The organism is Pseudomonas sp. SMN11 (assembly GCF_052041945.1).
Lineage (GTDB): Bacteria > Pseudomonadota > Gammaproteobacteria > Pseudomonadales > Pseudomonadaceae > Aquipseudomonas.
On the sequence record NZ_JBKGGW010000010.1, the window covers coordinates 102638 to 123828 of the forward strand.

Sequence of the window (21191 nt, forward strand, 5' to 3'; positions counted from 1 at the left end):
ACGCCCCGCTGCAGGGCGTGCCGATCAGCGGCTATCAGGCGGTGGGGCGCAGGGAGTAGGTTTTCAGCTGTGCTGCGAAGTCGCGTAGGGCATGGATGCCGCTGGCCTCGGCCTCGTGTACCCAGTCCTTCATGGCGGCCAGCATATCGTGGCCGTTGGCGCTGGTGCGAACCCAGATCTGTTGCAGGGCCAGGCGCTTCTCGTAGATGGTCTTCAGTGCCTGGCTTTGGGCAAGCAGGCTCTCTATGCGTACGTGGTGGCGCTCTTCCAGCAGGCTGGTTTCACGCGACAGCAGGCGCTTGGCACGGCGGAAGCGGTGGCGTACCGACTCATCGACCTTGGCCAGTTCCTGCTTGACCAGCGGGCCGATCACCAGCTTGCGGTACTGGGCCATGATCTGGAAACGGTTGTTGAGGATGGCCATGGCAGTGTCCATGTCCAGGCTGGCCTTGCCCTCGACGCGGTGGGCGATGGGCGCCACACGCTGCACCTTGGCCAGGCGCAGGAGGCATAACAGGCGGATCCACGCCCAGCCCATGTCGAACTCCCAGCGCTTGACCGACAGCTTGGCCGAATTGGGGTAGGTGTGGTGGTTGTTGTGCAGCTCTTCACCACCGATGACGATACCCCACGGCACCAGGTTGGTGGCAGCGTCGCGGCATTCGAAATTGCGGTAGCCGACCGCATGGCCCAGGCCGTTGACCACGCCGGCGGCCCAGAACGGAATCCACATCATCTGCACCGCCCAGATGGTGATGCCAATGGTGCCGAACAGCAGCAGGTCGATGACTGCCATCAGCACGATGCCGCCGAGCTTGTAGCGTGAGTAGAGGTTGCGCTCGATCCAGTCTTCCGGGCAGTTCTTGCCGTAGATGCGCAGGGTTTCGGGGTTGCGCGCCTCTTCGCGGTAGAGCTCGGCGCCTTTGCGCAGCACCGTACCCAGGCCCTTGTACACCGGGCTGTGCGGGTCGTCCGGAGTTTCGCACTTGGCGTGGTGCTTGCGGTGCACGGCCGTCCATTCGCGGGTGTTCTGTGCCGTGGTCAGCCACAGCCAGAAACGGAAGAAGTGCTTGAGCGCGCCATTGAGCTCCAGGGCGCGATGGGCGGAGTAGCGATGCAGGTAGATGGTGACGCTGACGATGGTCACGTGGGTCATCAGCAGGGTGACGCCAACCAGTTGCCAGGCCGACAAGTCGAGCAGACCGTTGTACCACATAGGTGTAGAAGCCCTCGGGAATGCAGGGGAAAGGGGTGATTATCCCTTGGCGGGGAAATAAAACCAGTCACCCTTTCAGATAGGAAGTCACGGCATGTTTCAGCCTTTATAATGCCCCATCCTTTTTCATGGGCTTTCCCCCCCGACATGTCTGTTTCCGTTCGCGACGCCTTGCGCATGGCCGCGCTGTATGTGGTGCTCTCGTTCCTCTGGCTGGTGCTGGCCGAGGTGGTCCTGCACAGTATGTCTGACGACCCCCTGGCACTGACCGTGGGCCGGCAGATCAACGTGGTGGTGTGGGTACTGGTCAGCGCCTTGCTGATCTTCGTGTCCCGTGCCCGCCTGCTCAACTTCATCGGTATCGGCGCGCGCCTGCGCAGCGAGGACCGCGAGCGCCTGCGCATGGCTGCGGCGGTGTTCGACAGCACCCTGGAAGGGGTGTTGGTCACAGACCGCCAAGGCCTGATCGTGCATGTCAATCGCGCATTCATGCGCATCACCGGCTACCAGCAGGATGAGGTGCTGGGCCATCGCCCCAGCAAGTTCAAGTCGGGCCGCCACGGTGCGCCGTTCTACCAGCAGATCTTTGCGGCCCTGGCCGAAAAGGGTGAATGGAGCGGCGAGATCTGGAACCGCCGTAAAAGCGGTGAAATCTACCCACAATGGCAGACGATCTGCGCTATCTACGACGACAGCGGCGAATTGAGCCATTACGTGGCGGTGTTCAGTGACATCAGTGCGATCAAGCACTCCGAGCAGGAACTTGCCTACCTGGCGCACCATGACCCGCTGACCGGCTTGCCCAACCGCCTGCTGTTCAACGATCGTGCTGAGCAGGCGCTGGCGTCGGCACAGGCCAACAAGCGCGGCTGCGCCTTGCTGTTGCTCGATCTGGATCATTTTCAGAGCATCAACGACGGCCTTGGCCATACCATCGGCGACCAGTTGCTCAAGCTGGTTGGCGAACGCTTGCGGGCAACCGTGGGCAGCAACGTGACCCTGGCACGCCTGGGCGGGGACGAGTTTGGTGTGCTGGCCGAGAACTGCCAGCAGGTTGGCCAGGCCGGCAAGCTGGCGCAGGGCATCATCGAGCGCATGCGTGAGCCCTTCGAGTTCGATGGCCACCGGCTGTTCATCAGTGCCAGCGTGGGTATCAGCCTGTTCCCCAATGACGCCCTGAGCGCCGAGCAACTCTTGCGCAATGCTGACTCGGCGCTGTTCAAGGCCAAGGGCAATGGCCGTGCCTGCTATGCGCTGTACACTGAGGAGCTGACCGCCCACGCCCAGCACCGGGTGGAAACCGCGGGCGAGCTGCGCCGGGCGCTGGCCCAGGATGAGCTGCGGGCGTTCTTCCAGCCGGTGCATGACCTGGCCACGGCGAAAATGGTCGGGGTAGAGGCATTGGTCCGCTGGCAGCACCCGCAGCGAGGCTTGGTGCCGCCGGGCGACTTCATCCCCATCGCCGAGCGCACCGGTCTGATTGCCGAGATCGATGCCTGGGTGTTGCGTGAAGCCTGCCGGCAGATGGTCAAGTGGCGGGAGGAGGGGCGCATGCTGGCGTTCGTTGCCGTGAATATTTCCAGTCGCTTGTTCGGCCAGCGCGAGTTGTACCGGCAGGTGGCCGACGTGCTGCATCAGACAGGGTTGGACCCGACGCTCCTGGAGCTGGAAGTGACCGAGAGTGCGGTCATGGAAGACCCGGAGGTGGCGCTGGAGCAGCTGCACCGCTTGCGCGAACTGGGGCTGAACCTGGCCATCGATGATTTCGGCACGGGGTACTCGTCGTTGCTTCGGCTCAAGCGCTTGCCGGTGCAGAAACTGAAGATCGACCAAGGCTTCGTGGCCGGCTTGCCGCAAGATGACGATGACATCGCCATCGTACGGGTAATTGTCGCGCTGGCACGGAGCATGGGCATGCAGGTGCATGCCGAGGGGATCGAACAGGCGGAGCAGGCGCGGTTCCTGCTGGAGCAGCAGTGCCAGCTGGGGCAGGGGTACTGGTTCGGGCGGCCGGTGCCGGCTGCAGACCTGCATTGGGGCTGAAATTGCCGGGGCTGCTTTGCAGCCCTTTCGCGACACAAGGCCGCTCCTACAGGGATCGCGGTCGTCTGTAGGAGCGGCCTTGTGTCGCGAAAGGGCCGCAAAGCGGCCCCAGGCCTTCAACGCTTGTTCAAGCCTTTCGCCAACCGGTCCCCACCCAGCTGGATCAACGCCACCAAGGCCACCAGCATGGCAATCACGGTCAACATGATCTGGCTGTCGAAGCGCTGATAGCCATACCGATAGGCAATATCCCCCAGCCCACCCGCACCAATCGCCCCGGCCATGGCTGACGAGTTGATCAGCGTCACCAGGGTAATGGTGAACCCGCCTACGATCCCCGGCAGTGCTTCTGGCAAGAGCACATGCCAGACGATGTGCCAACGTCGGCAGCCCATGGCCTGCGCCGCCTCCACCAGGCCATGGTCGACCTCGCGCAGGCTCACCTCGGCAATCCGTGCGAAGAACGGCGTCGCGGCGATGGTCAGTGGCACTACGGCGGCCCACACACCGTAGGTGGTGCCCACCACCAGCCGGGTGAAGGGGATCAGCGCGACCATCAGGATCAGGAACGGGATCGAGCGGAACAGGTTGACGAAGGCGCCCAGCACCCGGTTCAGCAACGGTGCCTCGAAGATGCCACCCTTGTCGCTGGTGACCAGCAGTACCGCCATCGGCACGCCTACCAGCAGCGCGACCAGGGAGGACACCCCCACCATCAGCAAGGTGTCGAGCAGGCCTTCGAGCAAGCGATCAAACCACATGGCCCAGTACCTCGACGTCTTCGGCCCAGCGGCGGGCGCGTTCGAGCAATTGATGCGTGTCATGGGACGAGCCCTGAATCGACAGGATCAACTGCCCGAGGGCATGTTCGCCGATGGTCTCCACGCCACCCTGCAGCAGCCGCACGCGCCCGCCCAGTTCGGCAAACAGGTCGGACAGCGCTGGCTCGCCGAGCAGGGTGAGTTTGAGCACCAATGCGCTGTCACGGCCCACCGGCCTGGCGCGCAGGTTTGCCTGCAAAGCCGCGGGCAGCTTGGTCTGCAAAGGTGCCAGCAGGGTGCGGGTAACCTCATGGCGTGGGTTGCCGAACACGCGCCAGACCTCGCCCTGCTCGACGATCGCGCCACGCTCCAGCACCACAACGCGGTGACAGATGTCGCGGATCACTGCCATCTCGTGGGTGATCAGCACCACGGTCAGCCCCAGGCGCTGGTTGATGTCTCGCAGCAGCTCGAGGATCGACGCGGTGGTCTCGGGGTCCAGCGCCGAGGTGGCTTCGTCGCACAGCAGGATTTCCGGGTCATGCACCAGCGCCCGGGCGATGCCGACCCGCTGCTTCTGCCCGCCGGACAGCTGCGCCGGATAGACGTGATGTTTCTCCTGCAAACCCACCAGCTCCAGCAGCTCGCGGACCTTGCGCTGGCGCTCGGCCTTGGCCACCCCGGCCACCTTCAGCGGCAGCTCGACGTTCTGCCACACGGTCTTGGCCGACATCAGGTTGAAGTGCTGGAAGATCATGCCGATGCGTCGGCGCAGAGCTACCAGGCGATCCTCGTCAAAGGGGGCGATATCCACCTGGTCGATCAGTACACGGCCCTGGCTCGGCTGCTCGAGGCGGTTGATGGTGCGCAGCAGCGACGACTTGCCCGCACCACTGCGGCCGATGATGCCGAAGATCTCGCCACGGCGGATATTCAGGTCGATGCCGTGCAGCGCGGGTTGCTGCTGGCCAGGGTAAGTCTTGCCGAGGCCGATGAAGCGCACGTGGGCTTCGTTGACCTCCGGGCGCAGGGCCTGCTCCCTGGCCGTAGTCGGAGATGGTTGTGCAGTGGGCGCCCGGAGCGCGCTGGCCTGGCTCATGTCAGCCCTCCCAACCGGCCTGGTACAGGCTGCCATGGGCCTTGTTCAAGGCCGAACGCACGGCAGGCGAGTGCTGGTAGATGTCGACGAACCTGGCCAGGCGCGGGTCGTCCTTGCTCTGCGGGCGGATGACGAACTGGATCACGTACTCCTTGTTTTCCAGGCCATCGAACAGCAATGCCGAAGTGGCATCGAAGCTGTTGGCCAGGCGGATGTAGGCCGGGTAGCCCTGGACCAGGTCGGCGTCATCGTAGGCACGCACCAGTTGCACGGCTTCGACCTGAAGGATCTTCAGCTGCTTCGGGTTGGCGACGATATCGTCTTCGGTGGCCTTGTAGCCTACCCCCGGCTTGAGGGTGATCAAGCCAGCCTTGGCCAGCAACTGCAGGCCGCGGCCGCTGTTGATCGGGTCGTTGGCGATGGCCACGCTGGCGCCTTTGGGCAGGTCGGCGAAGCTTTTGTACTTTTTCGAGTACAGGCCGACGTTGTTGATGATGCCCGGGGCGTAGGGCACCAGGTTGAAACCGGCCGCAGCCTTGGCGTTCTCCAGGAAGGGAATGTGCTGGAAGTAGTTCACGTCGATGTCGCCGCTGTTGAGGCTGACATTCGGCGCGATCCAGTCGCTGAACTCGATCAGCTTCACCTCCAGGCCCTGCTTGTGGGCTTCTTCCACCGCCGCCTCCATGGGGATGGCGAAGGCCGCAGTGGTGCCGATCTTCAGCGGTTCGGCAGCGGAGGCGCTGGTGGACAGGCCGAGGGTGATGGCGATGGCCGCGACGGGCCGGAACAGTTTCTCAAGCATGGTGCAGGGCTCCAGTCGGGGCAGGGGTTGGGGTGTTGCGGTAGGTAGAACCTGGGTGGTCGGCAGGCAGGTGCGGGTGGTCGCTGGCAAACAGCTTCTCGCGCAGGGTGCCGTCGGCGTAGGCAGTCTTGTAGCGGCCACGTTGCTGCAGTTGCGGGATCACAAGCTCGATGAAGTCCTCATAGCTTTCCGGGGTGACGGTGCGGGTCAGGTTGAAGCCGTCCAGGCCGGTTTCGTCGATCCAGGCGATCAGCTGTTCAGCTACCTGATCGGGCGCGCCGACCAAGGTTACATAGCGCCCACCAAGGGCGTGCTGCTCCAGCAGGCGGCGGCGGGTCCAGGCGTTCTCCTGCAGCTGGCGGGTGGCCGACTGGATAGCGTTGCCCTTGCTGGCGCCGATCGGCTCGTCCAGCCCATAGGCGGCGAAGTCGATGCCGGTAGAGGCGGCGAAGTGCGCCACGCCGGCTTCCGCGCTGGCATGCTGCAGGTACTCGGCATGCTTGGCCTGGGCCTGCTGCCCGGTGGGGGCGACGATCACGGTGATACCCATGAACACCTTCACCGCCTGCGGATCGCGGCCGGCGGCCCGGGCAGCCGCGCGGACCTTGTCGACCTGGGCGCGGGTGGCGGCCTTGTCCTGGCCACTGATGAACACGCACTCGGCATGGTTGCCGGCGAAGGCCAGGCCGCGCGGCGAGCTGCCTGCCTGGAACAGTACCGGCGTGCGCTGTGGCGAGGGTTCGCACAGGTGGTAGCCCTCGACCTTGTAGAACTCGCCCTGGTGGCGGATCTTGCGCACCTTGCCTGGCTCGGCGTACACCCGGCGTTGGCGGTCGTTGACCACAGCGTCATCGGCCCAGCTGCCCTCCAGCAGCTTGTAGAGCACCTGCAGGTATTCGTCGGCCTGGTCGTAGCGGCGGTCGTGCTCGGGCTGTTGCTCCAGGCCCATGGCGCGGGCAGCGCTGTCGAGGTAACCGGTGACGATGTTCCAGCCGACCCGGCCGTTGCTCAGGTGGTCGAGGGTGGAGAGGCGCCGGGCAAACAGGTAGGGCGCTTCGTAGGTGAGGTTGGCGGTGAGGCCGAAACCCAGGTGGCGGGTAACGGCGGCCATGGCCGAGACCAGCAGCAGCGGGTCGTTGACCGGCAGCTGGATCGACTCTTTCAGGGTCACATCCAAGGAATTGCCGTAGATGTCGTAGGTGCCGACGATGTCGGCGATGAACAGCCCGTCGAACAGTCCCCGCTCCAGCAGGCGCGCCAGGTCGGTCCAGTATTCCAGGCTCTTGTACTGGGTCGAGGTGTCCCGTGGGTGGGTCCACAGGCCATGGTTGATGTGCCCGATGCAGTTCATGTTGAAGGCATTGAGCAGGATCTGCTTGGCCATCAGATGGTCCCCCGACGCGGTGGGTTTTCGTTGTTCAGGTAGTAGTTGCCGATGGCGTGGTACTTCCAGCGCACCGGGTCGTGCAGGGTGTGCACGCGGGCGTTGCGCCAGTGGCGGTCGAGGTTGTGCTCGGCCAGGGTGGCCTGGCTGCCGGCCAGCTCGAACAGCGTGGTGCCGGCGGCGAGGGAGACGTCCGTGCTGATGGCCCGTGCTTCCGCAACGGCGATGGAGGCAGCGGCAATGGTGTCGGCATTGCTGTCGGCCTGGGCGCGGTCAAGGAACTCGCCGGCGCGTTCAAGCAACGCTTCAGCGGCATGCAGGCGGCTCACCAGCTGGCCGAAGCTTTTCAGGGTCAGCGGGTCGTCGCTGGCTTTGTCCAGGCCGGAGTCGACCCATGGCCGGCTGCGTGTGCGCACGAAGTTCAGGGCATCGTCCAGGGCGGCGCGGGCGATACCGGTGTCGATGGCCGCGTGGAGAATCTGTGCCAGAGGGCCAACCGGCGTCGGGCGTTCGAAGGCACTCTGGAACGGCACCAGGTCGTCGGCATCGACCCAGACGTTGTCGAAGGTGACCGAGCCGCTGCCGGTGGTGCGCTGGCCAAAACCGCTCCAGTCGTCGATCACTTGCAGGCCCTGGCTGTCGGCGGGGACGAAGGCCAACTGTTGGCGGCCTTGGTCGTCGATCACCGAGGTCGGGATACACTGGGCGTACAGCGCGCCAGTGGCATAGAACTTGCGGCCGTTGATGCGGTAGCCGGCGCCGTCGCGGGTCAGGCGGGTGGTGCGGTCGTGGGCAGTTTTCGTGCCCAGTTCGGCCAGGGCGTTACCGAAACGGCGGCCGGCCAGTACTTCGGCGTAGAGGCGCCGCTGCTGCTCGGGGTTGCCGTTTACCCGCAGTACTTCGAGGGCGTAGAAATGGTTTTGCGGAATCTGGCCAAGGGAGGCGTCAGCCTGGGCGATGCAAGCGATGACCTGGGCCAGGGTGACGTTGGACACGCCCGCGCCGCCGAAGGTTTTGGGGACGCTGATGGCCCACAGGCCGGAGCGGCTGAACAGCTGCAGTTCGGCGTGGGGCAGGCGGCGTTCGCGGTCGCGCAGGGCGCTGTCGCGTTTGAGTTGCTGGGCGATATGTTCGGCGGTAGCCAGGGCTTGGCTGTCGCTGGTGATAACGGATGTTGTCATGATGTTCTCCGGGGCCATTGGGGCCGCTGTGCGGCCCTTTCGCGACACAAGGCCGCTCCCACAAGGAACTGCGATCGCCTGTAGGAGCGGCCTTGTGTCGCGAAAGGGCTGCAAAGCAGCCCCAAGGCCTTCAAGTCAGATCCAGGAATGCCGGGCGGGCAGGGTGCCGTTGAGGTGATAGGCGCCTATCGCGTGGTACTTCCAGCGCACCGGGTCGTGCAGGGTGTGCACCCGGGCATTGCGCCAGTGCCGGTCGAGGTTGAACTCAGCCAGGCTGGCGCGGCTACCCGCCAGCTCGAACAGCTTCTCGCTGGCCTGCAGCGAGATCTCGGTGGTCAGCACCTTGGCCTCGGCCACGGCAATCGACGCCCGCGCTGCGGCGGCGGCATCGATCGGCCCGGCATTGACCTCGTCGAGCACGCGCGCGGCCTTGCGCAGCAGCGCCTCGGCGGCATGCAGCTCAAGCTTCAGGCGGCCGATGTCGGCAATCACGTATGGGTCATCGCTGGCGCGCTCGACCTGGGCCTCGATCCATGGCCGGGATTTTTCGCGGACGAAGGTGATGGCGTCGTCGAGGGCGGCCTCGGCGATGCCGGCATCGATGGCCGCCTGAACCAGCTGCGAGGCCGCGCCCTGGATATTGGGGAGATCGCACTGGCGCCAGTTGTCGATGACCAGTTCTGCATCGACCGGTACCTGGTCGAGCAGCACGGTACCACTGGCAGTGGTGCGCTGGCCGAAGCCGGACCAGTCGTCGACGATGCGCAGCCCCGGGCTGCCGCGGCGGACGAAGGCCAGGCGCTGGCGGCCTTCGTCGTCCAGCGCCTTGACCGCCACCCAGTGGGCGAACAACGCGCCGGTGGAATAGAACTTCTCGCCGCTGATGCGATAGCCGTCCCCGCTGCGGGTGATCCTGGTCTTGAGCGTCAGGGTGTCCTTGGTGCCGCGCTCGGGGCCGGCATTGCCGATGCGCCAGCCGTCCAGCACGCTGCGGAAGATCAGCGCCTGCTGGGCCTCGGTAGCGGCCAGGCGCAGCAATTGCAGCATGCCGAACTGGTTCTGCGGGATCTGCCCCAGGGCCGGGTCGGCGGCGCTGATCAGGCGGAACACCTCGGCGACGGTTTCAAACGAGACGTCCGGGCCGCCATGGGCCTTGGGTACGCTGATGCTGCCCAGGCCGCTGCGGGTGAACTGTTCGATTTCTGCCCAGGGCAGCTTGCGTTGCTGGTCACGGCGGGCGGCCTGCTCACGGGCGCTCTCGGCCAGTTCGCGGGCAGCTTGCAGGGCTTCGGCGTCGTTGCGCAGGACCTTGGCCGGCAGCAGCAGGGGTGAGCTGTCGAGGTCGCTGTGGAATGGGGTATTTGGCTGGGTGGTCATCAGAACCGAACCTCACAAAGTGGATGCGTCGCTTCAGCTGATGGCGACAGACATTTGCTGGTCCGGTGGTCCGGTTTATATACCATAAAGGCTTATTAAGCGTTTATGAACTAACTCTTTGGAATATACATAGAAGAGAGGACTTTCAGTGGCCGTGCCGACGGCATCGCGGATAAATCCGCTCCTACAGGGCAGCGTGTAGGAGCGGATTTATCTGCGATGAGGCCACAGAGGATTTACTCGGAGGCGGCGGTACCGAGGAACTTGCGCAGGAACTGGCGGGTACGCTCTTCCTTCGGATTGGCAAACAGCGCCTTGGCCTCGCCCTGTTCCACGATCACACCCTTGTCGAAGAAGATCACCCGGTTGGCCACGTCCCGGGCAAAACTCATCTCGTGGGTAACAATGATCATGGTGCGTTTCTCCTCGGCCAGGCCGCGGATGGTCGCCAACACCTCGCCGACTAGCTCCGGGTCGAGGGCCGAGGTGGGTTCGTCGAACAGGATCACTTCAGGTTCCATGGCCAGCGCACGGGCAATCGCCACGCGCTGCTGCTGGCCGCCGGAAAGGCGCCGCGGGTAGGCGTCTTCCTTGCCCGCAAGGCCGACCTTGGCCAGCAGCCGTCGGCCCAGGTCGATGGCCTGTTCGCGAGGCGTTTTCTTGACGATCACCGGGCCTTCGATGACGTTTTCCAGCGCGGTGCGGTGGGGGAAAAGGTTGAAGTTCTGGAACACGAAGCCAGCCTGCTGGCGCAGGCGGCGGATCGCACTTTGCTGGCCGCCGAGCGGGCGGTTGGCATCAATGCTGATGTCACCGATCTGGATCTGCCCGGCATCCGGGGTTTCCAGCAGGTTGAGGCAGCGCAGGAAGGTGGTCTTGCCCGAGCCGCTGGGGCCGATGATGGCCACCACTTCACCGGGTTGCACGGTCAGGTCGATACCGTTGAGCACAGTCTGGCCCTTGAACTGCTTGGTCAGGCCTTTGGCGACGATCATCTTATTGCTCCTGGTCGTGCTGGTTGACCCGCGCTTCCATGCGGTTCTGGAAGTGCGCGAGGATGCTGCAGAGGATCCAGTAGATCACGGCAACGGCCAGGTACATGGTGAACACTTCGAAGGTGCGCGCGGTAATCAGCTGCGCCTGGCGGAACAGCTCGGGCACCTGGATGGTCGCTGCCAGGGCGGTGTCCTTGACCAGCGAGATGAAGCTGTTGCCCAGTGGTGGCAGCGCGGTGCGCAGCGCCTGGGGCAGGATCGCCCGGCGCATGGCCTGGGTACGGGTCATGCCGATGCTGGCTGCGGCTTCCCACTGGCCACGGTCGATCGAGGAGATCGCCGCACGCAGGATTTCGCAGATGTAGGCCGCCATGTTCAGCGACAGGCCGATCAGCGAGGCCGGGATCGGGTCGAGCTCGATGCCGATCTGCGGCATGCCGAAGTAGATCACGAACAGCTGCACCAGCAGCGGTGTGCCACGGAAGAACGACACGTAGATGCGTGCCAGCCAGTTCAGCGGCAGGATCTTCGACAGCCGCATCAGTGCCAGGGCAAAGCCCAGTACCAGGCCGAAGAACATGCCGCCAACGCTGAGCAGCACCGTATAACCCGCGCCCTTCAGCAGGAAGGGCGTGGAGTCGGCAACGAGTTGCAGGCTTTCAGCGATCATTTGGTGACATCGGCACCGAAGTATTTCTCCGACAGCTTGGCCAGCGTGCCGTCGGCCTTGAGCTTGTCGATAGCCTTGTTGATTGCAGCCAGCAGCTCAGGCTCACCTTTGCGCAGGGCCACGCCGCTTTCCAGGCGCGAGAAGGCGTCGCCAGCCAGTTCCGTGTCCTTGGCCTTCTGGGCGTATTCCAGCGCAGCCAGGCGGTCGATCAGGATGGCGTCGATGCGGCCGTTGCGCAGGTCGGCGAATTTGCTCGGGTCGTCTTCATAGGTGCGCACGTCAGCCTTCGGCACGTCCTGCTTCACCCATTGCTCGTAGTTGGTGCCAAGGCCCACGCCAACCTTCTTGCCGGCCAGGTCCTGTGCGCTCTTGATGTTCAGCTGCTCGGCCTTCTTCTTCAGGACCAACGCCTGGATGCCGGAGATGGTGTAGGGCTCGGAGAAGTCGTACTTCTTCTTGCGCTCCTCGGAGATGGTTACCTGGTTGACCACCACGTCCAGGCGTTTGGATTCCAGCGCGGCGAGGATGCCGTCCCATTTGGTCGGCTGGATCTTGGCCTTGACCCCCAGCTCCTTGGCCAGCAACTCGGACAGCTCGACCTCGAAGCCGGTCAGCTTGCCGTTTTCATCCTGGAAGCTGAACGGCGGGTAGGTGCCCTCGAGGCCGACGTTGATCACGCCTTTTTCCTCGATGGTCTTCAGTTGCTCGCCGGCGAAGGCCTGGCCGAGCAGTCCGGCGCCCAGCAGGATGGCCAGGCTGGCGTTGAGAAGCGGTTTGGCGAATTTCGACATGTCAGGGCCCGCGCTTGTTGTTGAAGTAGTGGGTGGCGACTATAGAGTTGGCTCGATAGGTCAGGAAATAATAAAAACTTATTTTCTTATTTCCATTTTGATCTATGCCAGGTTTTGGCTGCTTTGAGGGTAGGCCAGGATGCTGCCGCCGTCATCGCGGCTTATGCCCGACTTAGCGCAGGATGGAATAAAGCGTTGTTTTTTCCAAGGGACGGATTTGCCGTAGAGTGGATCGCATAACGACAGATTGGCCACCTTCGGCAGGAGAACACCGTGAGCGAACAACCTTCATCTGGGCATTGGCAACTGCACAGCATCGTCAGTGGCCTGCGCGGTGCCCGCGAGCAATGGCGCAGCCGCAATGGCCGCAGCAGTGGCGAACAGGGCGGGCGCGAGCTGCCTTCGCGCGAGGCCATGCGGCAGATTCTCGAGCAGCTGTGCGGGGCGCTGTTCCCGATGCGCCTGGGCCCGGTAGACCTGCGTGAAGAGAGCGAGGACTTCTACGTTGGCCATACCCTCGACGCGGCGTTGACGGCCTTGTTGGCGCAGGCTCGGCTGGAGCTGCGTTACGCCGCCCGCCAGAGCAGGACGGAACTGCAGGGCATCGACGCCCAGGCCCTGCGCCTGATCCAGGACTTCGCGGCGGCCTTGCCGGGGCTGCGGGTGCTGCTTGATACCGATGTGCTCGCGGCCTATCACGGCGACCCAGCGGCGCGTAGCGTTGACGAGGTACTGCTGTGCTATCCGGGGATCCTGGCGGTCATCCACCACCGTCTGGCTCACCACCTTTACAAGGCGGGCCTCCCGCTGCTGGCGCGGATCAGCTCGGAGCTGGCGCATTCGGCCACCGGTATCGACATTCACCCCGGTGCGCAGATCGGCCAGAGCTTCTTCATCGATCACGGTACCGGCGTGGTGATTGGCGAGACCGCGATCATCGGTGAGCGGGTGCGCATCTACCAGGCGGTTACCCTGGGCGCCAAGCGCTTCCCGAGCGATGAGTCGGGGACGCTGCACAAGGGGCTGCCACGCCATCCGATCGTCGAGGACGACGTGGTGATCTATGCCGGGGCAACCATCCTGGGGCGCATTACCATCGGCAAGGGCTCGACCATTGGCGGCAATGTCTGGCTGACCCGCAGCGTGCCGGCCGAAAGCAACATCACCCAGGCCAACCTGCAGCTGGACTGCCAGGACAAGAACTGAGTTACCAGGGCGCCAATCGGCGCCCTGGTTCGCTTTGAAAGCCGATCCATGTTTAACTTGAACGCTTGTTCAATGAAAAACGCTGGTCCGCTGCCGGTGTTCAACAGGAGGATTCCTTTGCTGAACCCGTTCATTCCGAACCTCACGTCGATCGACGAGGTGCCTGTTTCATGAGTGCACCGTCCCCATCCCTTGCCACTGGCAAGATCCGCATGAACCCGCCGGTGTTCTACTTCGCGGCCAGTTTCATTCTTCTCTTCGGCCTGGTGGTCATCGCCTTCCCGCAGGCTGCCGGCGAGTGGCTGCTGGCTGCGCAGAACTGGGCGGCCAACACGGTCGGCTGGTACTACATGCTGGCCATGACCCTGTACCTGGTGTTCGTGGTGGTCACGGCCTTGTCTGGCTACGGCAAGATCAAGCTCGGTGCCGACCACGACGAGCCCGAGTTCAGCTATTTGTCCTGGGCCGGCATGTTGTTCGCCGCGGGTATCAGCATCACGCTGTTCTTCTTCTGCGTGTCCGAGCCGTTGACCCACATGCTCACCCCGCCCCAGGGTGAGGGGGGCACAGCCGAGGCAGGGCGCCAGGCGATGGAGATCCTGTTCCTGCACTGGGGCCTGCATGGCTGGGGCGTATTCGCCTTCGTCGGCATGGCGCTGGCCTACTTCGCCTACCGGCACAACCTGCCGCTGGCCTTGCGTTCAGCGCTGTATCCGCTGATCGGCAAGCGTATCAATGGCCCTATCGGCTATGCCGTGGATGGCTTCGGCATCATCGCCACGGTGTTCGGCCTGGGCGCCGACATGGGCTTTGGAGTGCTGCACCTGAACGCCGGTCTCGACTATCTGTTCGGCATCAGCCACAGCCAGTGGGTGCAGGTGATCCTCATCGCGCTGATGATGGGCGCGGCGGTGGCGGTAGCCGTTGCGGGTGTGGAAAAGGGCGTGCGGGTGATGAGCGACATCAACCTGTTCCTGGCCTGCGCATTGCTGCTGTTCGTGCTGTTCGCCGGGCCTACCCAGCACCTGTTCAATACCTTGATCCAGAACCTCGGCGATTACCTCGGTGCCTTGCCGCGCAAGAGCTTCGACGTGTACGCCTATGGCGAGCAACGTGACTGGCTGGGTGGCTGGACGGTGTTCTACTGGGCCTGGTGGATTGCCTGGGCACCGTTCGTGGGCCTGTTCATCGCGCGCATCTCGCGTGGCCGTACCATCCGTGAGTTCGTCTTCGGTGTGCTGCTGATCCCGCTGGGCTTCACCCTGGCGTGGATGTCGATCTTCGGCAATAGCGCGCTGGACCAGGTGATCAACCACGGCATGACCGCGCTCGGCCAGTCGGCGTTGGACAACCCGTCGATGAGCCTGTACCTGTTGCTGGAAACCTACCCGTGGAGCAAGACGGTGATAGCCGTGACGGTGTTCATCAGCTTCGTGTTCTTCGTCACTTCGGCCGACTCCGGCACCGTGGTGTTGTCGACCCTGTCTGCCAAGGGCGGCGGTGCAGATGAAGACGGGCCGAACTGGTTGCGCATCTTCTGGGGCGCGATGACTGCGCTGATCACCAGCGGCTTGTTGTTCGCGGGCAGCATCGATTCGCTGAAGTCGGCGGTAGTACTGACCTCGCTGCCGTTCTCGCTGATCTTGCTATGCATGATGTGGGGGCTGCACAAGGCCTTCTACCTGGAGAGCCAGCGGCAGATCGCGCAGATGCACTCGCTGGCACCGTTCGCCCAGTCACGCCGTGGCCGTGGTGGCTGGCGTCAACGCCTGAGCCAGGCCGTGCACTTCCCGTCGCGGGACGAGGTGTACCGCTTCATGGACGACGTGGTGCGCCCGGCGATTGCCGAAGTGCGTGAGGTGTTCGAGCAGAAGGGCCTGGTGCTGGTGACCCAGGACGACCCGAGCCATGACAACGTCAGCCTGAAGGTTGGCCATGGCGAGGAACAGCCGTTCATCTACCAGGTGCAGATGCGTGGCTACTTCACGCCGTCGTTCGCGCTGGGTGGGCTGGGCACGCAGGAGTTGAAGAACCGCCGCTACTACCGGGCCGAGGTGCACCTGAGTGAAGGCAGCCAGAACTATGACCTGGTGGGCTACAGCAAGGAGCAGATCATCAACGACATCCTCGACCAGTACGAGCGGCACATGCAGTTTCTGCATCTGGTCCGTTAGATCGCCGGGGCCGCTTTACGGCCCTTTCGCGACACGAGGCCGCTCCTACAGGGGATCGCGATCTTCTGTAGGAGCGGCCTTGCCGGGGCGCCGGACCGGTCGGAAAGGAGGCCGAAGGCCTCCCAGCTGCCCGTCAAAACGGCGCATCCCCAAGAATGGTCGCCCGATGCATCACCCGCCGATTCGGCCGGTAATCATCCACTGCAAAATGCTGGGTCACGCGATTGTCCCAGAACGCCACGTCATTCTCCTGCCAACGCCAGCGAATGCTGAACTCCGGCCGCGTCGCATGGGCGAACAGCAGCTTCAGCAGCGCCTCGCTCTCCAGCTCGCTCAGCTCATTGATGCGCGTGGTGAAACCTTCATTGACGAACAACGCCTTGCGCCCGCTCACCGGATGCGTGCGCACCACCGGGTGCGACAGTGGCGGGTTGTTGCGCCGGGTCGCTTCCCAGCGCGCAAGGTCTTCGGCCGTGGTGCCGAAGCGCTCCAGCGGGAACGACTTGGTGAAGTCGTGGGTGGCGGTCAGGCCATCGAGCATCTCGCGCAGCGGCGCCGACAAGGCTTCGAACGCAGCGATACCGCTGGCCCACAAGGTGTCGCCGCCATAGGCCGGCAGCTGCTTGGCGCTGAGCACCGCGCCCAGCGCCGGGGTTGGCAGGAAGGTCACGTCAGTGTGCCATACGGCGTTGTCGCGTACGTCGGTGACTGCTGTGTCGAGGATCAGTACCTGCGGCGTCTCTGGCACGTTGGGGTAGATCGGGTGGATGTGCAGGTCGCCGAAGCGGGCGGCGAAGCGTGCCTGTTGCTCCGGGTTGATCGGTTGGTCGCGGAAGAACAGTACCTGGTGCTGGAGCAGCGCCTGCTCGATGGCATCGCGCTGTTCGGCGGTGATGTCGCGGCTGATGTCCACGCCGCTGATCTGTGCGCCGAGCGCCGGGCTGAGGGGAGTGATAGTCAGGCTCATGTCGGTCTCTTCAATCAGGCGCCAGGCTGCTGGCGTGGTCAACAGGAATTCAGTGGCTCTGCCCGTGCCAGGGCACCAGCTTGCGTTGCAGGGCACGCAGGCCCATTTCCAGGGCGAAGGCGATGAGGGCGATCAGCAGGATGCCCAGCACCACAACGTCGGTTACCAAAAACTGCGCCGCTGACTGCACCATGAAGCCCAGGCCGCTGGTGGCGGCGATCAGCTCGGCGGCGACCAGAGTCGACCAGCCGACGCCCAGGCCAATGCGGATGCCGGTCACGATGTCGGGCAGGGCGCTGGGCAAGATCACGTGGCGGATCAGCTGCGCCTTGGTCGCGCCCAGCGACTGCGCCGCACGCAGCTTGGCAGGGTCTACGGTGCGCACGCCGGTTGCGGTGGCGATGGCAATCGGGGCGAAAATCGCCAGGTAGATCAGCAGCACCTTGGACAGCTCACCGATGCCGCACCAGATGACGATCAGCGGCAGGTAGGCCAGCGGCGGGATCGGCCGGTAGAACTCGATCAGCGGGTCGAAGATGCCACGGGCCACACGGTTGTAGCCGATGGCGATGCCGACCGGGATGGCGGTCAGGGTCGCGGCGACCAGGGCCAGGCCGATACGGCCCAGGCTGGCGCCCAGGTGCTGCCACAGGCTGGCGTCCATGTAGCCCTGGGTGAGCAGGGTCCAGGCCTTGGCCAGGATGTCGCCGGGCGAGGGCAGGAATAGCGGTTCGATCCAGCCGGCGGCCGTCACCAGCCACCAGGCGAGCAGCAGGCTGGCCAGAGTCAGGGCGCTGATCCAGCGGGTAGACAATGGGCGGCGGGCCTGGGGGGCGGGCCGGGTTTGATTGTCGTGTTTGCCGGCGACCGGCAGATCCAGGCTGCTCATGCGCGCTCCTGCAGGCTTTGGCGTTGAGAGAACACGCGGGCCAGCACATGCTCGCGGGTTTCGATGAAGCGTGGGTCGGACTTGATCGCCCGGGCCGACTCGCCAGCGGCGTAGCGTTGGCCGAAGTCCAGTTGCAGGCGCTCGACCACGCGGCCGGGGTTGGGGGCCAGCAGCACCAGCTCGCTGGCGAGGAACACCGCTTCTTCGATGTCGTGGGTGATCAGGAACACCGGTTTGGCGGTGCGTTGCCAGACCTGCAGCAGCAGCTCCTGCATCTGCTCGCGGGTGAAGGCATCAAGGGCGCCGAACGGTTCGTCCATCAGCAGCACCCGCGGGTCGGCGGCCAGCGCGCGGGCCAGGCCCACGCGCTGCTTCTGGCCACCAGACAGTTGCCAGATGCGCCGCTCGCCGAAGCCGTCGAGGTCGACCAGGGCCAGCATCTCGCGGGCCTTGGCCTCACGCCGTTCGCGTGGCACACCGGCCAGCTCCAGGCCAAAGGCGACATTGCCCAGCACGTTCTGCCAAGGCAGCAGGGCATCATCCTGGAACACCACGCCACGCTCGGCCCCTGGGCCCTGTACCGGCGTGCCGTCGAGGGTGATGCGCCCGCTGCTCGGGGCGACGAAGCCGGCGATCAGGTTCAGCAGCGAGGTCTTGCCACTGCCGGATGGCCCCAGGGCCACCAGCAGCTGGCGCGGCCCCAGGCTCAGGTTGATGTCGGCCAGCACCGGGGCGGTGGCGCCGGGGTACTGTGCGCTGATGCGCTCCAGTTCGAGCAAGGCCATGGCAGGCTCCGTACGGTTGCAGTCTTAGTTGGGGATGTACTGTGCGCTGACGTACGGCGAGTAGTCCGGCAGCACCGCGTCGACCTTGCCTTGCTGCTTGAGGAAGGTGGCCGTGTCGGTCAGCGCCTGGGTGGTGGGTGCACCCAGTTCCCGGGTCTGGTCGGCGGCCAGCGGGTAGACGTTGCCCTGCAGCAGCGCCGGGATATCCGTAGGCTTGGCGCCGGACAGCTTGGCCAGCTTGGCGACGTTGTCCGGGTTGGCCAGCCAGGCTTGAGGGTCCTTGCGGTAGTCGGCGTATGCGTCGAGGGTGACCTTGGCGAAGGCCTTGACCACCTCTGGGTGTTTGGTGGCGAAGTCCTTGCGCACGATCCAGGCATCGAAGGTCGGTGCGCCTTTTTCGGCCAGCTCGCCCGAGGTGATCAGCACCTTGCCGTTTTCCTTGGCCACGCCCAGGGCCGGGTCCCAGACGTAGGTGGCGTCGATGTCACCGCGCTTCCAGGCGGCGATGATCGCCGGTGGCGCGAGGTTGAGGATCTGCACTTTGGACGGGTCGATGTTCCAGCTTTTCAGCGCGGCCAGCAGGCTGTAGTGGCCAGTGGAAACGAACGGCACGGCGACTTTCTTGCCGACCAGATCCTGTGGAGTCTTTATGCTGTCGCGGGCGACCAGGGCCTCGCCGGCACCGATCTGGGTGGCGATGAGGAAGGTCTCGACCGGCAGCTTGCGGGTTGCTGCGGCAGCCAGCGGGCTGGAGCCGAGGTAGCCGATCTGCACGTCGCCGCTGGCCACGGCGGTGATCACGTCCGCGCCGTTATCGAACTTGCGCCAGTCGATGCTTGCCTTGCTGGCTTTTTCGTAGTTGCCATCAACCTGGGCCACCTTGGCCGGGTCGACGGTGGTCTGGTAGGCAACGGTGAGGTCGGCAGCCTGGGCCATCCAGCTGGCGCTGGCGAGGGTCAGGGCGGCGAACAGGCGCAGCGGAGCATGCGGGATCATGGTGAACCTCTCGTCAGGCAATGGATGTACTGGATGGCGAGAAGGCTAAATGATCTAAGAAATAGAAAATAAATAACTTTTTAGAATTAGCTTAGGAGCCAAACGCTTTAACGAAGGCCATAGCCGGAAAAGCCACCTGGCGCAACGGCGATCCGCTGCTAGTCTTTTTTCCCTTCGTAAGGGGATGTGACCGGTTGCTGGTCGGCAAACGTTTGCAAATAACCTAAAGGTATGATTGACGGCGCCGATACAACTTTTCGCAGTAAAGGTTCGTACCATATTCCGTAAAAATCTTACAAATTCATAAAACGGTCATTTTGGATTTATAGGATTGTCATTATCCTGTAGCGCAGGGGGCTTCTTAGACCAAAGTCGAGAAACGTTTAGAAACGATTGACTAAATGGTCACGCTTTGGGGCTAATCGCCCATCCACGGTTGAGCGGGGCAACAGATCCTGCCGCCAGAGATACACAAGAATTAGAACGTAGAGGAGCAAAACATGTACAAGTCCAGCCTGGCTCTGGCCGTGGCAGTGGGGGTTTTCGCCCAAGCAGCAGGTGCCGCCGGTTTCGTTGAAGACAGCAAACTGTCGCTGAGCTCGCGCACCATGTACTTCAACAACGACAACCGCGATGGCGGTGCCGACAACCGTGAGTCGGGTCAGGGCTTCAAGCTCGACTACATCTCCGGTTTCACTCCAGGCACCGTAGGCTTCGGTGTTGACGCCCAGGCCCTGTGGGGTATTCACCTGGACGGCGGCCGTGGCAAGCACCCTGATGTCGGCACCTTCTTCCCTAGCGACAGCGACGGTTCGGCGGTAGACCAGTGGGCACGCTTCGGCGCCAACGCCAAGGCCCGCTTCTCGAAGACCGAAGTTCACTTCGGTAGCGCCCTGGCGCCAAACCTGCCGATCCTGGTCTCCAACGACGGTCGTCTGCTGCCGCAGACCTTCGAAGGTGGCACCATCCAGTCGAAGGAAATCGACAACCTGACCGTCAACGCCGGTCAGCTGACCCACGCCATGGGCCGTGCTTCGAGCAACCGCACCGGTCTGTCCGTTGCTGGCGCTACTGCCGACAGCAACAAGTTCCGCTTCGGTGGCCTGGACTACAAGCTCACTCCAGACCTGACCCTGCAGTACTACTACTCGAACCTGGAAGACTTCTACAAGCAGCACTTCCTGGGCGCGACTCACGTGTTCAAGATCGCTGACGACCAGTCGTTCAAGACCGACCTGCGCTACTTCGACAGCAGCAGCGATGGCAACAACGGTCATGGCGGCGGCTACAACTTCAACAACAACGGTGGCTATGCCAAGAACACTGGCAAGGTAGACAACAAGACCTGGTCTGCCATGTTCACCTATACCCTCGGTGGCCATGCGCTGATGCTCGGTCGTCAGCAAGTCAGCGATGACGGCGGTTTCGTTTGGCTGAACCAGGGTAACGTGGTTGATGGCAATAACCGTCCCGAAGGTGCCGGCGGTTCCAGCTTCTACCTGTTCACCGACAGCATGATCAATCAGTTCGCCCGTGCTGGCGAGAACACCAACTTCGGTCAGTACTCCTATGACTTCGCCTCGCTGGGCGTTCCAGGCCTGAAGGCTTCGGTTGCCTACCTGCGCGGTGACGACATTCGTTACAAGAGCGGCCACGGCACCTACAACGAGTGGGAACGTGACGCACGCATCGACTACACCATTCAGCAAGGCACCCTCAAAGGCCTGGGCTTCAGCCTGCGCCAGGGCGTCTACCGTGGTGGCAGCAACGAAGCCAGTGCCGACCAGGACCAGGCTCGCTTCATCGTGAACTACACTTACAGCTTCCTGTAAATCGTAGCCACACAGAAAGCCTC

At 63.7% G+C, this 21191-nt stretch carries 18 protein-coding genes; 4 read left to right on the forward strand and 14 right to left on the reverse strand.

Annotation, left to right across the window (positions count from 1 at the left end):
• Positions 1-34: 34 nt before the first annotated feature.
• Positions 35-1216 carry a delta-9 fatty acid desaturase DesA gene (desA, locus tag ACLEJU_RS11970; RefSeq protein ID WP_435425647.1) on the reverse strand — a complete coding sequence of 394 codons (1182 nt, stop codon included), beginning with the start codon at positions 1214-1216 and terminating at the stop codon, positions 35-37.
• 147 nt (positions 1217-1363) lie between these two features.
• Between desA and dibA the strand changes: the two genes are divergently transcribed.
• Positions 1364-3259 carry a phosphodiesterase DibA gene (gene dibA, locus ACLEJU_RS11975; protein ID WP_435425646.1) on the forward strand — a complete coding sequence of 632 codons (1896 nt, stop codon included), beginning with the start codon at positions 1364-1366 and terminating at the stop codon, positions 3257-3259.
• 116 nt (positions 3260-3375) lie between these two features.
• Here the strand turns inward: dibA and ACLEJU_RS11980 are convergent, their stop codons facing one another.
• The 9 genes from ACLEJU_RS11980 to tcyJ all read right to left on the reverse strand — a co-directional run bounded on the left by ACLEJU_RS11980 (position 3376) and on the right by tcyJ (position 12319).
• Complete coding sequence (locus ACLEJU_RS11980) at positions 3376-4020, reverse strand: methionine ABC transporter permease (RefSeq protein WP_079230410.1); 645 nt, start codon at positions 4018-4020, stop codon at positions 3376-3378.
• Entirely contained in the window at positions 4010-5119 is a 1110-nt protein-coding gene (locus ACLEJU_RS11985; RefSeq protein ID WP_435425638.1) for a methionine ABC transporter ATP-binding protein, read from the reverse strand. Before ACLEJU_RS11985 ends, ACLEJU_RS11980 begins: the two co-directional genes overlap by 11 nt.
• Position 5120: 1 nt before the next feature.
• On the reverse strand, positions 5121-5921 hold the full coding sequence (locus ACLEJU_RS11990) for a MetQ/NlpA family ABC transporter substrate-binding protein (RefSeq protein WP_435425637.1): 801 nt from the start codon (positions 5919-5921) through the stop codon (positions 5121-5123).
• Positions 5914-7305 carry an LLM class flavin-dependent oxidoreductase gene (locus ACLEJU_RS11995; RefSeq protein WP_435425636.1) on the reverse strand — a complete coding sequence of 464 codons (1392 nt, stop codon included), beginning with the start codon at positions 7303-7305 and terminating at the stop codon, positions 5914-5916. The genes ACLEJU_RS11990 and ACLEJU_RS11995 overlap by 8 nt, the downstream gene beginning before the upstream one ends.
• Positions 7305-8486, reverse strand: a complete 1182-nt coding sequence (locus tag ACLEJU_RS12000) for an SfnB family sulfur acquisition oxidoreductase (protein ID WP_435425635.1) — start codon at positions 8484-8486, stop codon at positions 7305-7307. Before ACLEJU_RS12000 ends, ACLEJU_RS11995 begins: the two co-directional genes overlap by 1 nt.
• A gap of 135 nt (positions 8487-8621) precedes the next feature.
• Entirely contained in the window at positions 8622-9863 is a 1242-nt protein-coding gene (locus ACLEJU_RS12005; RefSeq protein ID WP_435424215.1) for an SfnB family sulfur acquisition oxidoreductase, read from the reverse strand.
• Between the two features lie 236 nt (positions 9864-10099).
• The gene (gene tcyN, locus ACLEJU_RS12010; protein ID WP_435424214.1) at positions 10100-10858 is read right to left on the reverse strand and encodes an L-cystine ABC transporter ATP-binding protein TcyN; all 759 of its coding nucleotides are present in this window, start codon (positions 10856-10858) and stop codon (positions 10100-10102) included.
• 1 nt (position 10859) lies between these two features.
• Complete coding sequence (gene tcyL / locus ACLEJU_RS12015; protein ID WP_060507574.1) at positions 10860-11528, reverse strand: cystine ABC transporter permease; 669 nt, start codon at positions 11526-11528, stop codon at positions 10860-10862.
• Positions 11525-12319, reverse strand: coding sequence for a cystine ABC transporter substrate-binding protein (gene tcyJ / locus ACLEJU_RS12020; RefSeq protein ID WP_103448575.1), 795 nt, complete (start codon positions 12317-12319; stop codon positions 11525-11527). Before tcyJ ends, tcyL begins: the two co-directional genes overlap by 4 nt.
• Positions 12320-12592: 273 nt before the next feature.
• Here tcyJ and epsC point away from each other — a divergent pair, with 273 nt between their 5' ends.
• Both epsC and betT read left to right on the forward strand, forming a co-directional pair.
• Complete coding sequence (epsC, locus tag ACLEJU_RS12025; protein ID WP_435424213.1) at positions 12593-13525, forward strand: serine O-acetyltransferase EpsC; 933 nt, start codon at positions 12593-12595, stop codon at positions 13523-13525.
• Between the two features lie 212 nt (positions 13526-13737).
• The gene (betT, locus tag ACLEJU_RS12030; RefSeq protein WP_400724092.1) at positions 13738-15699 is read left to right on the forward strand and encodes a choline transporter BetT; all 1962 of its coding nucleotides are present in this window, start codon (positions 13738-13740) and stop codon (positions 15697-15699) included.
• Between the two features lie 133 nt (positions 15700-15832).
• Here the strand turns inward: betT and tauD are convergent, their stop codons facing one another.
• The 4 genes from tauD to tauA are packed head-to-tail and all read right to left on the reverse strand — an operon-like array spanning position 15833 to position 19336.
• Positions 15833-16666, reverse strand: a complete 834-nt coding sequence (tauD, locus tag ACLEJU_RS12035; RefSeq protein ID WP_435424212.1) for a taurine dioxygenase — start codon at positions 16664-16666, stop codon at positions 15833-15835.
• Between the two features lie 49 nt (positions 16667-16715).
• Positions 16716-17555: a taurine ABC transporter permease TauC gene (tauC, locus tag ACLEJU_RS12040; RefSeq protein WP_435424211.1), complete on the reverse strand. Its 840-nt coding sequence runs from the start codon at positions 17553-17555 to the stop codon at positions 16716-16718.
• Positions 17552-18340 (reverse strand): taurine ABC transporter ATP-binding subunit, encoded by a 789-nt coding sequence (gene tauB, locus ACLEJU_RS12045; protein WP_435424210.1) that lies wholly within the window; start codon positions 18338-18340, stop codon positions 17552-17554. Before tauB ends, tauC begins: the two co-directional genes overlap by 4 nt.
• A gap of 24 nt (positions 18341-18364) precedes the next feature.
• Positions 18365-19336, reverse strand: coding sequence for a taurine ABC transporter substrate-binding protein (gene tauA / locus ACLEJU_RS12050; RefSeq protein WP_435424209.1), 972 nt, complete (start codon positions 19334-19336; stop codon positions 18365-18367).
• Between the two features lie 500 nt (positions 19337-19836).
• On the opposite strand from tauA, the gene ACLEJU_RS12055 reads away from it, so the two are divergent.
• Complete coding sequence (locus ACLEJU_RS12055; RefSeq protein WP_435424208.1) at positions 19837-21168, forward strand: OprD family outer membrane porin; 1332 nt, start codon at positions 19837-19839, stop codon at positions 21166-21168.
• Positions 21169-21191: the final 23 nt, after the last annotated feature.